This window comes from Fodinibius salsisoli, from assembly GCF_026229185.1.
Classification (GTDB): Bacteria; Bacteroidota; Rhodothermia; order Balneolales; family Balneolaceae; genus Fodinibius; species Fodinibius salsisoli.
On sequence record NZ_JAGGJA010000001.1, the window covers coordinates 456961 to 470864 of the forward strand.

Consider the following 13904-nt stretch of genomic DNA (forward strand, 5'->3'; position numbering starts at 1 on the left):
TGTTTTTTAACTCATGTAGTGATAGGTAAGAAACACATTTTCATGTCACCTATATGTAGATCGAAATTTATATTGTTCATCTCAAGGCTTGTACTCTTTACGATAGTCTGCTCTTCTCTCCTTGATGATATAGACTAAAAGAATGTTTGACCACCTTTCCTCATCCATATTCTGTAACAAGGTATGGAGGATGTTGCGTGGCTCATAAAACATTTCGCCCTGGCTAAACACCTCAGCCGGCCTGCCTTTCAACTTTATTTTTACACTGCCCTGCAGCACGTAGCCAAAGAGTTCCGCATCATGCCGGTGCGAGACGGTGTCTGTAAAAGCCGGCGGTACTTTAAGTATCTTACTGAACATTTCATATCCTTCAAGTTCGGGATCAGCAAGTGCCTGCCTCAAAACGGGAATATCTCCCAGCTTTTGATCGGATGATTGAGCGTTGCAGGAATCTGCAGTTAAGGTATCCAGGAAAATGACTGTAAATAATAGTAATAACAAAAAACGAGTATGTGCTCTCATAAACTCAGAGAATCTTTTTACCGGTGGATGGTTTTCTAATCTTCTTCTGGCATCAGGTGAGAAGAAATAGCAATACGATTCCAGCTGTTAATCGTATTTGTTATAAAAACGACTTGTGCAAATCCCCGCTCTCCCAACAGAGCTATGGCTTCTTCATACACCTCATCCGGCATACCTCCATTGGAAATATTCGTGACTTCTTCGGTTACTTTCAGCGCAATTTCTTCCTGCTCAGTAAAAAAAGGCGTCTCCCACCAGGCGCTGAGAGCATAGAGTCGCTGTTCGGTTTCTCCCAGCTCACGGGCGTCTTTGGTGTGCATATTGATACAATATCCACATCCGTTGATCTGCGATGCACGTATTTTGATTAGTTCCTTAAGCTTGGGATCAAGGTCAAATGCCTTTAACTGCTTTTCTGCTTCCGACATGGCCTCGTAAACCCGGGGTTCTGCTTCTTTAAAAAGACTCATTTCGTCTGTTGTTTTGATGCGTGGTTGATTTGCTTGAGTATATCCATTTGTTGGACTATCATGGTAGACCAGTATACATAAAACAGATAGACCAGTATGATTCCATTGAAGGAGCTGATTACTATTGACAAGACAGCTAATACCGCTGTTTACCTGCAGATATCGAATGCCGTGATTCACCATATCCGCAATGGGCGGTTGCGAAAGGGCGTCAAGCTGCCGGGCTCCCGGAAGTTGGCAAAGTCATTAAACATTCATCGCAACACGTTGCTCGCGGCTTATGATGAGCTGGAGGCCCAGGGATGGATAGAAATTGTTCCGCGCAAAGGGACGTTTGTAGCGCGGAATCTGCCGGACCTTCAGCCACGGGGACACGGTCATAAACCCACTACAGAAACGTATCCTGAGGAAACAGCTTTTGCTATTGATGAAGAGCAGTTAATTCGGTTTCCTGTTTCAAACTCAAAACAACCTAACCCAAAGTTAGTCATCGATGATGGTTTTCCCGATATTCGAGAAGCACCGATGGAGGAATTTACCCGCGAACTGCGAAGCCTTTCAAGGCGTAAGGTCTATCGCAAATATTATCAGTATCAGGATGCTAAGGGCATTGCTTATCTCCGAGAAGTATTAGCGGCCCATTTGAACGATACCAGAGGTCTTCCCATTTCTGCTGATAATATCATAATTACCACCGGCGCAAGTATGGGGATTTACTTAGCAGCACGACTGCTGCTCCGCCCGGGAGATAATGTTATCGTCAGTGATCCTTGTTTTTGGGGCGCTACCCACATCCTACAGCAAACGAATGCCCACATCAATAGAGTGCCGGTTGATAGTTCAGGTATGGATATTGACGCGGTAGAACAGCTCTGTGAAGAAAAAGAGATTCGACTGCTGTATGTTATCCCACATCATCAACATCCTACTACCGTTACATTACCTCCTCATCGAAGAATCCGGCTTTTAGAGCTGGCTGCCAAATATAAGTTTGCCATCATCGAGGATGATTATGATTACAGTTTTCATTATGCTAGTGCCCCTGTCTTGCCAATGGCCAGTCTCGATCAACACGGAAATGTTATTTACATCGGAACGCTGAGCAAAACCTTGGTACCCTCAATACGGATAGGGTTTATCGTTGCCCCACAAAATTTAACGGAAGCTGTCTCTCACCTTAGGAGATCGGTTGACTGGCAGGGAGATAGTATGAAAGAGAGAGCTGTTGCCCGACTGTACGATAATGGAACAATGGAGCGACATATCAAAAAAATGGTTCGACTCTACCGAAAACGCCGCGATCATTTCTGTGGATTTCTTCAAGAAAAAGTCGGAGATCGTGTGTTGTTTAAAAAACCGGACGGTGGCATGTCGGTGTGGGCAACTTTTAAAAATACGGACCTCGCTATTGTTGAAAAAAATGCCCGCCATAAGGGGTTAAAAATCAATAATTGTAGAATGTATAATAAAGAATCTACTTATCAATCTATTCGGTTGGGCTTTGCCTCTCTCAATATCGAGGAGCAGAAACAAGCAGTTGACATATTATCAACAGCAGTGCAGGAATGATATTTTCTAAATGTTTTTCAAAGAAAATCACCATATTGGTGAATTGCCGATACTTTAAATATTCATATAAATGATATAGCCGCCCATTACGATCAAGAAGCCGGCAAAGCCTTTTTTAAGCTTTTCGTTAGAAAGCCTCGAGCCCATACTTTTCCCAACAAGGGTTCCCACAGCGCCAATGAGGCTAAATATGGTAACCAGGTGCCAGTTGACAGTGAGGTGTAGTTCGGCAAGGACATCCATGTAGCTGAAAAAACCGCTGAAGCTTTTAAGCGTAATGATGATAAGGCTGGTGCCTATCGCCAAGTTCATCGGTAGTCCACCCAAAAGTACCAGCGCCGGAACAATTAAAAAGCCGCCCCCCACTCCAACGAGACCTGTTAAGATGCCAACAGCGACTCCTTCGAGCACAATTTTCCACCATGCATGGGGAGAGATTTCAGTATCAAGGGTCTGCTTGTTATTACGGAGCATCATAAAAGCAGCTGCTACCATGACGGTTGCAAAAAGCATCAGCTGGAAGGTACCAGAAACATAACCGGCGATGATGGCCCCGGCATATGTCCCGGCCATACCCGGCAAGCCGAAAAGAATGACACTACGCCAATGTACCTGCTTCTTTAAGGCATAAGGGATAAATCCAGCTAAGCTAATGGCACCTACAATGCCCAGAGATTCAGCAATGGCCACTTTTTCCTGCTCTCCTGCTAAATAAATAAGCACGGGGACTGTCAAGATAGATCCACCAGATCCCAGCAAGCCAAGCGAAAGACCAACCAATAGAGCACCAATCCAAGATAGAATCATAGCTTTCCACCTCTCAGTTCAGCCCATGATACCCTGGCCTTGCACAGGCGTCTTAACCAGTATGTTCTGCAGGTTAACATTATTACTGTTTAACCCTTTCCTTCCAATTAGAAAATAGATCGTCTATCCACTTTACCTTAAACCCATGGCGGGCAAGCAGTGCGGTGGCATAGGAGGCCCGCTGACCACTGCCGCAGTGTACAAGCAGCTCTTTGTCTTTGGGTAAATCATCCAGATGAGCGGCCAGCCGGGTGTGAGCAATATTAAGCGAACCGGGCACATGTCCACTGGCGTATTCGGTGGCTTTGCGTACATCCAGCACTTGCACATCATCCCGATGACGCTCTTCTTCCACATCAGCAAAGGTGAGTGACTGGGTTTGTTCCAACTCAATATCTGCTCCTTGCAGCTCTTCGGGCGTGCAGTAGCCTTTAATATTATCCAGCCCAACGCGGATTAAATCACGAACGGCTTCTTCCAGTTTTTCTTCCTCAATAATGAGATATATGTCGCGGTCTGCATCCACATAGGAGCCGGCGATGGTATTGAAGTTGTCATCCAGCGTAGTGAGCAGAGAGCCGGGTACATGTCCTTCGCTAAAGGTATGCCTATCACGGGCATCGAGTATTTCTCCGTCTTGCTTCATAAGCTGAGCGACACTTACTTTGGCGGGCTGAGGAAGTGATGCCAGCACGGCCGGACCTTCTTTATTAACTTTTTTCATGTGCCCGAAGTAAAGCGGAGGTTCCGGCTGGCCATCCAAAATGAAGTCTACAAATTCATTTTCACTGGTTGCAGCGTGGAAAGCAGGGCTGAAGCGCACTTCATAACCCACGGTAGATTCGGGTACGGCACCCAGTGCTTTACCGCAAGCACTTCCGGATCCGTGGGCGGGCCATACCTGCAGATAATCCGGTAGCTTCTTAAAGTCATCAACGGATTGATAGAGCGTTTTTGCGGCCGGCTTCATCGCTCCCTTTTGGCCGGCGGCCGTCTCCAGCAGGTCGGGGCGCCCTACATCACCGACAAAAACAAAATCGCCGGTTAGAATACCCATGGGTTCGTCTGTGGCAGCCCCATCGGTAACTAAGAAGCTGATGGATTCGGGGGTGTGACCGGGCGTATATACAACTTCAAAGCCTATATTTCCGATACTAAAGGTATCCCCATCTGTAACCAGCCGGTTGGGATAATCGCTGTTTGTAAGCCACTCATATTTCCAGTCTGCATCTCCTTCATCCGAAGCATATACCTTGACACCATCCTCTGCAAAAGCGCGCAGTCCAGAAATATAGTCGGCATGGATATGCGTATCGGCTGCTGCGGTGATGGTCAGCCCTTCCTCTTTGGCCAGCTCGTAATACTGATCAATATCACGTAAAGGGTCGATCACTATCGCTTCTCCTGTAGCCTGACAGCCAATCAGGTAAGCGTACTGTGCTAATTTGGGATCAAATAGTTGTTTAAAATACATTAGAATCTATCGTGGTCTTATTTTCGTTTTTAGTGAGGCAAATAGGGTCGTAGCGCTCCATAGACCCAGGTTCCTAAAATAGCTGTTGCAATTGGAACTAAGATAATGCCGTATCCGGCACCGGCCAGCGTAAAAAGGGGGCCAGGACAGGCTCCGGTAAGTGCCCAGCCAAACCCAAAGATCGTTCCGCCGACCAGGTAACGTGTTATCTGTTGAGAATCTTTAGGAGGTATAGAAATGTCATTTCCCTCCTGATCTTTAAGTTGAAATTTATTGATTAACTGAATAGCAATCATCGCTATTACTATGGCCAATCCGATGATGCCGTACATATGAAAAGCATCAAAGCGAAACATCTCCTGGATTCGAAACCAAGATATCACTTCCGATTTTACGAGTACAAATCCGAAAAAAACGCCTGATAACAGATATTTAAAATACTTCATAGCAATAAAGGGCCTTTATAGTAAAGTTAGAGTATCAGTGGATAGATAAAATAGGTGATGATCAGTCCCCCGATGAAGAAACCTACAACGGCCAGCAGGGAAGCAAGCTGAAGGTTTGCCAATCCACTAATGGCATGGCCGGAAGTACATCCACCCGCATAACGAGCTCCAAAGCCCACAAAAAAGCCACCCACTGCCATCATTATAAAGCCAGGCAAGGTGGACAAACTCTGCCAGTTAAAAAATTCTTCGGGCATCATCCCGGAAAAATTGGTGATACCTAAGGCTTGCAAATCATTTACCGTCTGCGCTGATAAGGCAATGGGGTCTGGATTGCTGAAAAGCCATCCTCCCAAGAAGCCACCCAAGACTGTACCGGCAATAAAAACAAGGTTCCACCCTCCGGCTTTTTTCCAGTCGTACTGAAAGAATGTAATATTTCCTGGGAAACAGGCTGCACAGGTGTGCCGAAGATTGGAGGATACACCAAACTGCTTGCCTCCAACTAATAAAAGTATAGGCACGATAAGCCCAATCATAGGACCCGCTACATACCAAGGCCACGGCTGCTGTAAGAAGTCTATCATTTTATATGCACTTAATTAATAACTACATGTTCAACTCTGCTTTAAGATAATAGTATCAACATTACTTGTCAATACAAGTAGATACAAATGAATAATTTTTAATTTATCAGCCCCATAGATAGTGATTATACCAGAAAAACCTTCCTTATACTTGTAATTACAAGTATAAAATTATTATAATAACCCATCAGACAGTTCATGAATAATCCAAATAATGCTGAAAGAAGGAATACCCCGACATACACAAATTAGTCAGTGGCTACGCCAACAAATTGAAGACCATAAATTTAAAGCTGATGAACAACTGCCCTCAGAGAATGAACTCTGTCAAAAATTTGAGGTGAGCCGTGTAACGGTACGCAAAGCCTTACAGACACTGGAAAATGAACAGCTTATTTATCGCTCCCAGGGATTGGGTTCATTCGTCAACGATGACCGTCCCCGACAGTCTCTCATTCAACTAACTGATTTTGAAGAGGATATGCAGCGGGCAGGGATGGAAGCTTCATCATCGGTTATTACATTTAAGCCGGTACCAGTTGTTGAGCCAATCGCTTCGAAACTAAATATTGACCCCGACAGTACGGTTGTCCGACTGGATCGGCTTCGTTTAGGCGATGGGCAACCAATCGCTTTTGATATTACATGGCTGCCGATGTTTTACGGTCAGCTTATTGAAGGGTATGAACTGGACAAAGAAACTATTTACGATATCCTGGAACGTGATTACGAAATCCCAGTCGATAAGGGATATTACCGCATTGAGGCAGAAAGTGCCGATGCGTACCTGGCAAATCATTTACAAGTAGAAGAGCAGGCGGCCTTGCTGCTGATTGATCGTCTTTCACTGACCGTAGGAGAGAAGCCAGTCTATTATCAAAAGAGGTATTATCGGAGCGATCGAATTGTCTATGAGTTAATGGCTGAGCGTAATCGGGACTCCAAAGGGGGGGAGGGCAATATGCCGCTCCGGGAATTTCTGCCGGTCGTTAAAAAGTAGGCTTGTTTCGTATAGAATGAAGCAAATAAAAGTAAAAAAGGGCGTGTAAAAACGCCCTTTTTTATGCACTGTCTAAGCATATCTAAAAATGGCTGCAATCGGTGCCTTATTGGGCATTTCATCCCGATCCAGGGCATACACCGTACCACTTTGGGTAAGTGTTTTAATGGCCGCCATATTGATAAGGTCATGCTCTCCATTTTTAGACTGTTTGCTGTGGTGTACCACATCTCGTTCCTGGTCGAACCATCCCCAGCTGTGTTCACCGATGGGTACAAAGAGCGACTCGATCTTTCCATAATAAGCCGCTTCCACAATCTGAGTCAAATTGTCTGATTGCTTGTCAGAGCCCGATAGATCAGCAAACCGATCCATATCCTTATACATATCTTGCAAGAAGTATGATTTGATGATCTCCCAGCCTTCATCTTTGAGTTCTTCATTACTTTTGGGATCAGGATTCCCCGAGCTGGTTTGATCCAGCAGTCGGCTGTAGTGACTAACCTTCCGGTATTCAGCTACTGCTTCGGTTATCCCGGCGAGAATAAGTGGGTCGTTTCGTTTGCGCATAATGGTAGTGACCTCATTTTCTATCGTTTTTAAATAGTTAATGATCACCTCGGTATCGGTATCTTCAGAACCGCCCTGCCCGTGAAAAATGGCTCTGTTACTGCTACCTTGCCCGGAATGATGCTGCAGGTGCCCTTGGAAAACATCAAACTTTTGAAACTCCTTCAGGCTGACGGGGGCCTCATCAAGGGTGATTTCCTCGACCGAACCGCGAGTGCACTTAAGCAAACGGACGTTCTTTTGGCTCAAGGTAAGCATGCAGAACGTGCCCTCCAACGAAATCATAGGGACAAGCGGTGTAATCAAAAAGTGATCACTGACCATGACCCGTTCTTTAAAGTTGTGGGGAATGCGATAGTAATTGAAGCTCTCATCACTGATAAATAAAGCCAACCCTTTATCATTGTGCTGCCAAAACATCGGCTGTTCTAATAACTTCCGGGGCTCTGTTAATATCCTGTTAATCCGCTTTTCGGATACCTCCCGCTCTTTAAGCTGGCTTTCAGCATCACTTAGCAGATTCTTTAATCGGATCGGATCTTGCTGTACCTCTTCACCCATCTTATGGGTAGGTAAAAAAATTGAAATACATATATCATATTGTTGCTTGGCAAGGTCGAGGATATTATCACGCGTAATCATAGGAACCTCCAGTTATTAGTATTGTTACTTAATCGATAATTAATAAACAATGAATCTAAAGACAAGATTCAAATGCATTAATTTTAACCGCCCCTTAACGGGGTTGTATTTATATTGATTATGAAATTTGGTATATAGTTCCATCATAAAATTTAATGAACGGCTACAGATGGGTAAACAAGGAAAAAAATCAGCAAATATAAACTGGCAGGGAGTAAAACAAAGTTTAGGGCCTGGACTTTTGATGGCTGCCGCCGCTATCGGGGTGTCCCACCTGGTACAATCAACCCGGGCCGGCGCCACTTATGGCTTTGCCATGATCTGGGCTGTAGCACTGGCTAACATTTTTAAATATCCGTTCCTGGAATATGGCCCCCGCTACGCCATTGCCACCGGCGAAAGTATGATCGAAGGCTATAAACGCCTGGGCAATTGGGCTATCGGTATTTTTGCGGTATTCACAATTGGTACCATGTTCATTATTCAGGCTGCCGTTACGGTCGTCAGTGCCAGCCTCGCCGTAGAACTGACGGGAATAGCGCTATCCCCGCTTAGCTGGAGCATCATTTTGTTAGCTATCTGTGTAACATTGCTTATGTCTGGGCAGTATTCGGTGTTGGATGGAGCCATAAAGCTCATCATGGTTGTATTGGCTGTCTCAACCGTTATTGCCGTTGGGGCCGCCCTTCTTAAAGGCGGTCAACAAACGACCGTCAACTTCTATCCGGATATTTGGGATTTTGCAGGTCTCTCTTTTCTTATTGCACTGATGGGATGGATGCCCATCCCGATTGACGCCGCTGCCTGGCATTCGCTCTGGTCCTTGGAACGTGAAAAACAGACCCAGTACAAACCGAAGCTTAGAGAAAGCCTGCTGGATTTTAATATTGGATATATTGGAGCTGCCTTCTTAGCGCTTTGCTTCCTTATGCTTGGCGCCCTGGTCATGTTTGGATCCGGGGAAGAGTATGCCAGCAGTGGGGCTGCGTTTTCGGCCCAGCTGATTAGCTTATTTACGGATAATCTGGGCAACTGGTCTTACCCGATTATCACCATCTGTGCATTTACAACCATGTTTAGTACCACCCTCACGGTCACGGATGCTTATCCCCGGGTCTGTCGTAGGATCCTTAACGTTACAAGACCGGATTTGTTAGAGAGCGATGATAACCTCCCGGTCTATCGGTTTCTACTCATTACCATTTCTTTGTTATCGGTTGGCGTGCTTTACTTTTTAGGCGAATATTTTACCCTGCTCATTGACTTAGCTACGACCATATCTTTTTTAGTTGCTCCCATACTGGCCTACATTAATTATCGTCTGGTCATGGCTGATCACGTGCCTAAATCCTGCCGACCGGCTCCATGGTTACGGTGGCTCAGCTGGGGTGGACTCATCTTCTTGACTGGTTTTGCCTTATTATACCTTTACTGGCAAATACAGTTTGGGTAACTTGCTTAGCTAAGCAATAGTTGAAGATAAGCGGAATTTATCGTATCACATTATGCCAAAATATATAGCCTTATTACGCGGGATCAATGTCGGCGGCCACCGAAAAGTTAAGATGAAAGCCCTTCGGGCACTTTTTGGGTCTATGGGGTTTAAAAATGTAGCCACCTATATTCAGAGCGGAAATGTGGTCTTTGATGCTCCGAAAACGGAGGTAAATAGATTGAGCAATACCATCAAACAGCAGATTGAGGACCAGTTTGGATATGATGTGCCGGTTATTGTACGAACCGCTGCCAATCTGGAAAAAGTGTTGAAAAATATGCCCTTTGAAAAACAAGAGGGCTGGAAACGATATATTACCTTTCTTTCTGAGGAACCGGACGAGTCGCATAAACAAAAGTTGGAGGCCCAATCCAGCAACATTGAGATTTTTAAATTAGGTAATAAAGTGGTCTATGCGCAGGTTGATAAACAAACCAGTGCAAAACCAAAGTTTTCAAGCAACTTTATCCAACAACAGCTTAACATACCCGCAACTAATCGCAACCTTAGGACGATTAACAAAATTTTGGACTTAGCTTTTGCCGACTCTTAGAAGGCACATTCTAAATTTTTTTGAGGAAAGAAAACCAACTGTAATCCTTAACCTTAGAGGGGCAATGCTAAATTTGGCTTCACAACAGTGAACAAAATCCCTCCCTGTAGTCCTTTCCCGTCAAACAGTTTATAGATCTGAGAAATAAAAGGAGAAAGCTTCCAAATGAAGCAAATCGAAAGAAAAAAGTATTTTATTTGATAATTGAAATTAAATGGCCTATCATTAGCGCCTTAACAAAATTGTTGTAGAACAACTTTATGACTTCCAGAAACTATCAAATCAACATGTGTATTATGCCCTTTGGCATGCTTATGTCTATGTGTAGCATGATGATGACATACACCGGTTGGGATGATAGTGGATCCATGAAAGCAACGTAACGTTTTAAGAACGTCAAAAAAGCCCACTCATCTCGCAGGTGAGTGGGCTTTTTTATTGCCCTCTCTCCTGCGAATGTTTGGGACAAACCTTATCACAAACCCAACATCAAATCAGCTTAACATAATGAAACATAAGTTACTCTTAGCAACGCTCGGGATTTTCCTGGCCTCGGCATACAGCGTCCTGGCTCAGGGTACCATTTCGGGTACCGTAATCGAAAATAGTACCGGAGATCCACTGCCGGGCGTAAATGTGGTGATAGAAGGCACAACAAAGGGCGCCGCAACAAGTGTAGACGGGGCATACCAGATTTCTAACCTCGAAGCAGGCACCTATACCTTATCTGCCCAGTTCATTGGATTTAAAAAACAATCCAAAGAAGTGACACTGGCTGCTGACGAGTCCATTACCCTGGACTTCCAGCTTAGAATCAGTTCCGTTAACCTGGATGAAGTAGTCGTAACTGGTGCCGGGGGGCCGGTAGAGGTACGGAAATTGGGGAGCTCTATTGGAAGCGTCAGCGCTGAGGATCTTGATGCCGCACCGACCCAAAGTTTTTCGGATGTCATACAGGGACGTATTCCCGGGCTGGTTGGCCTGCCCTCCAGTGGAGTTACCGGTGAAGGCTCTCGTATCAGGATCCGAGGGTCATCCAGCTTATCCCAAAGCAATGAGCCTATTGTACTCATCGACGGCGTTCGTGTAGATCGCGGCGGTGGATTTGGCGGATCGGTAAGTGCCGGCGGCGGTGCTTCACCATCCCGACTTGATGACCTGAATCCCGATGCCATTGACCGGGTGGAAGTGCTCAAAGGAGCAGCCGCAGCCACGCTTTATGGTACAGAGGCTTCGAATGGAGTCATCCAGGTGTTTACCAAAAAAGGACAGGTGAGTGAGCCGAAATTCAACTTCGAAATTTCGCAGGGGACGATCAACTACCCCAAGACCATCCCGGACAACACCGGTTTTGCCCGAACTACTGCCCAGACCGACACCATGAGCAAATACATTGGTGGAAATATCAGCCCTTACCAGCTGGTGCGCGAAGATTATGTACAACGGCTCTTTGAGACCGGCATTACCCAAGAATATTCCGGATCTGTAAGCGGAGGAACCGAGGGCATTACCTATTTTGTAAACGGACGATGGTCAGGGGAAGACGGACCTATCGGGGGACAAAACCTGGTCTTTCCACAAGGCGCGGGCCCCCAGGCAGAAGATGTGCTTAACAAGGGACAGGCATCGGCAAATCTGAATATCTTTCCGACGGATAACCTTCAGCTCCGTGTTGTGACCGGCTACACGGCCTCCAATTTCAAAACATTCCAGACCGGTAATAATAACTACGGAGTAACGTCAGGTGCGATGCACGGGAAACCGGAGCTGGTTGGCTATAACAATCGTTCAGGAGCTTCTTATTCCGCTACCGTTGAGGAGCGCCTGCAGCAGTCCGTCAGTCAGGAAGTGCAGCACTTTAACGGCAGCGTGGGTGTGAATTACCGTCCCCTCAATAACCTGACACTGGACGGCACCTTCGGCGTGGATTATACCAGCCAGTTTAGTGAGTCAACACGCCCTTTTGGATGGAATATTAATGACTACGCCAGTATAGAGAGCGAAGGGGCACGTCGTACCTCCGACCGCTCTAATTTTAACCTCACGGTGGATGTCAAAGCTACACTTAAAAATCAGCTAAGTGATCGACTTGAGTCGACCCTGATTGGAGGTTTTCAGGTGTTTAACCAGCAGAACCTGATCCGCAGCGCTGAAGGCGTTGATTTTCCCGGTCCGGGACTAAACGTAAGTGGCGCTGCAGCCAACCAAAGCATTACCGAGCAATATGTAGAGGAATCCCAGGCCGGTATTTTCCTGCAGGAGCAAGTCGGCTTTGATGATTACATTTTTGCCACCATTGGTGGACGTTATGATACGCACAGCGCCTTCGGAACGGAATTTAGCGGAGTATTTTATCCTAAAGTTTCACTCTCAGTCGTTCCATCGGATGCCCCTTTCTGGAATAGTCCCGGACCGATATCCTCCCTGCGTTTACGGGCAGCAGTAGGGCAATCCGGCCTGCAACCCGGCGCTTTTGACGCCTTGACGACTTATACTTCACTCACCTCGGCCAACGGCCCTGGTATTGTTCCGGAAAACCTGGGCAACCCGGACCTCAAGCCCGAGATATCCACCGAATATGAAGTTGGACTGGATGTAGGATTGTTCAGCGAGCGATATACGCTGGAAGCCACCTATTGGGATCGCACCGTCCGTGATGCATTAGTCCAGCGACAATTCCCGGTAAGCGGCGGCTTTCTGCAAACCCAGCTTGACAACATTGGGGAACTGAAAGGGCGAGGCCTCGAACTGAACCTCGAAGCACAACTGGTAGAAAATGATAACTGGTCAGTACGTGCTTTTTCCGGAGCAGCCTACCTGTGGGAACAAGTCCGTTCGCTCGGAGGCGCACCGCCGATTAAAGTGGGTGGCACTTATCCACGATATCGTCAGTTCCTCAAAGAAGGCTATGCCCCAGCCACTAACTTCGGAGCTAAACTTCCAAGCGTGCCTGAAGGCTTTCTGCCGCTAGACAAAAGAGGTCTGCTTCAGGCGCTCAATAGAGATGCTTCCGGTGTTGAATCAGGCCAGCCTGCTGAGCGCGCCCTGGTGTTAGACTACCTCAATACCCTCACGCCCGGGACCGCTCGCCTCGAAGAGCTGAACAACTACGTGTTATTGGCAGATGAAAATGGCAATGGAGATCCACTGGACCATCACTTAGGCAAACCAACGCCCGACTGGCAAGGCTCCTTCGGAGGCTCCATCAACTTTAAAAACTTCCGTCTGTATACGTTGTTTGAGTATAAGACCGGAAACTTTTACGTCAATAATCTCACCGATGGATTTCGTCAGCGTAGTGCAGGCATTGGTCGCAACACGCCTGAAGCTGCAAGAGTAGAACGTGACTATATAACCGGAGGCGTTAACGAAAGTTATACTCCCAAAAATGATAGTGAAGTCAGGTTAGCAGCCGCTCGCAAGTGGGTCTATGACCTGTTGGCGCTCGATCCTTTTGCCGGACTCAATGTCATCCAGAAAGCAGATTTTCTGCGATGGAGAGAGTTGAGCCTGACCTACCAAGTACCACAGACTGTCGTTGATCGCATTGGCGTACGTGACCTTTCCTTCTCCATTTCCGGCCGAAATCTAAAGCTTTGGTCCGCCTACCCAGGTATTGACCCCGAAGTAAACGCCGTGGGTCGGGGTGGTGGTAGCGAGCTGGAGAACAACTTTTTGCTGGGTACGGATACCTGGAATATGCCAATTCCACGTCGAGTGCTCTTCACACTCAAGCTCGGTTTATAGCAGTAAGCATTTTAAATATTCA

Annotated in this window: 12 protein-coding genes; 5 read left to right on the forward strand and 7 right to left on the reverse strand. The window is 46.3% G+C overall.

Annotated features, from left to right (window positions below):
* Positions 1–81 precede the first annotated feature (81 nt).
* On the reverse strand, positions 82–522 hold the full coding sequence (locus J6I44_RS01825; protein WP_265764233.1) for a cupin domain-containing protein: 441 nt from the start codon (positions 520–522) through the stop codon (positions 82–84).
* A 35-nt stretch (positions 523–557) separates the two neighbouring features.
* The gene (locus J6I44_RS01830; RefSeq protein ID WP_265764234.1) at positions 558–992 is read right to left on the reverse strand and encodes a carboxymuconolactone decarboxylase family protein; all 435 of its coding nucleotides are present in this window, start codon (positions 990–992) and stop codon (positions 558–560) included.
* A gap of 96 nt (positions 993–1088) precedes the next feature.
* On the opposite strand from J6I44_RS01830, the gene pdxR reads away from it, so the two are divergent.
* Positions 1089–2561, forward strand: coding sequence for a MocR-like pyridoxine biosynthesis transcription factor PdxR (gene pdxR / locus J6I44_RS01835; protein ID WP_265764235.1), 1473 nt, complete (start codon positions 1089–1091; stop codon positions 2559–2561).
* Positions 2562–2615: 54 nt separating this feature from the next.
* On the opposite strand, the gene J6I44_RS01840 is transcribed toward pdxR, so the two are convergent.
* The 4 genes from J6I44_RS01840 to J6I44_RS01855 all read right to left on the reverse strand — a co-directional run bounded on the left by J6I44_RS01840 (position 2616) and on the right by J6I44_RS01855 (position 5875).
* The gene (locus tag J6I44_RS01840) at positions 2616–3368 is read right to left on the reverse strand and encodes a sulfite exporter TauE/SafE family protein (RefSeq protein ID WP_265764236.1); all 753 of its coding nucleotides are present in this window, start codon (positions 3366–3368) and stop codon (positions 2616–2618) included.
* A gap of 82 nt (positions 3369–3450) precedes the next feature.
* Positions 3451–4842 (reverse strand): MBL fold metallo-hydrolase, encoded by a 1392-nt coding sequence (locus J6I44_RS01845; RefSeq protein ID WP_265764237.1) that lies wholly within the window; start codon positions 4840–4842, stop codon positions 3451–3453.
* 29 nt (positions 4843–4871) lie between these two features.
* Positions 4872–5288: a DUF6691 family protein gene (locus J6I44_RS01850; protein ID WP_265764238.1), complete on the reverse strand. Its 417-nt coding sequence runs from the start codon at positions 5286–5288 to the stop codon at positions 4872–4874.
* A 26-nt stretch (positions 5289–5314) separates the two neighbouring features.
* Complete coding sequence (locus tag J6I44_RS01855) at positions 5315–5875, reverse strand: YeeE/YedE family protein (protein ID WP_265764239.1); 561 nt, start codon at positions 5873–5875, stop codon at positions 5315–5317.
* Between the two features lie 214 nt (positions 5876–6089).
* On the opposite strand from J6I44_RS01855, the gene J6I44_RS01860 reads away from it, so the two are divergent.
* Positions 6090–6875, forward strand: coding sequence for a GntR family transcriptional regulator (locus J6I44_RS01860; RefSeq protein WP_265764240.1), 786 nt, complete (start codon positions 6090–6092; stop codon positions 6873–6875).
* Positions 6876–6947: 72 nt separating this feature from the next.
* On the opposite strand, the gene J6I44_RS01865 is transcribed toward J6I44_RS01860, so the two are convergent.
* On the reverse strand, positions 6948–8087 hold the full coding sequence (locus J6I44_RS01865; RefSeq protein WP_265764241.1) for a baeRF7 domain-containing protein: 1140 nt from the start codon (positions 8085–8087) through the stop codon (positions 6948–6950).
* 169 nt (positions 8088–8256) lie between these two features.
* Between J6I44_RS01865 and J6I44_RS01870 the strand changes: the two genes are divergently transcribed.
* The 3 genes from J6I44_RS01870 to J6I44_RS01880 all read left to right on the forward strand — a co-directional run bounded on the left by J6I44_RS01870 (position 8257) and on the right by J6I44_RS01880 (position 13882).
* Complete coding sequence (locus J6I44_RS01870; protein ID WP_265764242.1) at positions 8257–9540, forward strand: Nramp family divalent metal transporter; 1284 nt, start codon at positions 8257–8259, stop codon at positions 9538–9540.
* Positions 9541–9592: 52 nt separating this feature from the next.
* A complete protein-coding gene (locus J6I44_RS01875) occupies positions 9593–10135 on the forward strand; it encodes a DUF1697 domain-containing protein (protein WP_265764243.1) in 543 nt (180 codons plus the stop codon).
* A 507-nt stretch (positions 10136–10642) separates the two neighbouring features.
* Positions 10643–13882, forward strand: coding sequence for a SusC/RagA family TonB-linked outer membrane protein (locus J6I44_RS01880; RefSeq protein ID WP_265764244.1), 3240 nt, complete (start codon positions 10643–10645; stop codon positions 13880–13882).
* The last annotated feature ends 22 nt before the right edge of the window (positions 13883–13904 follow it).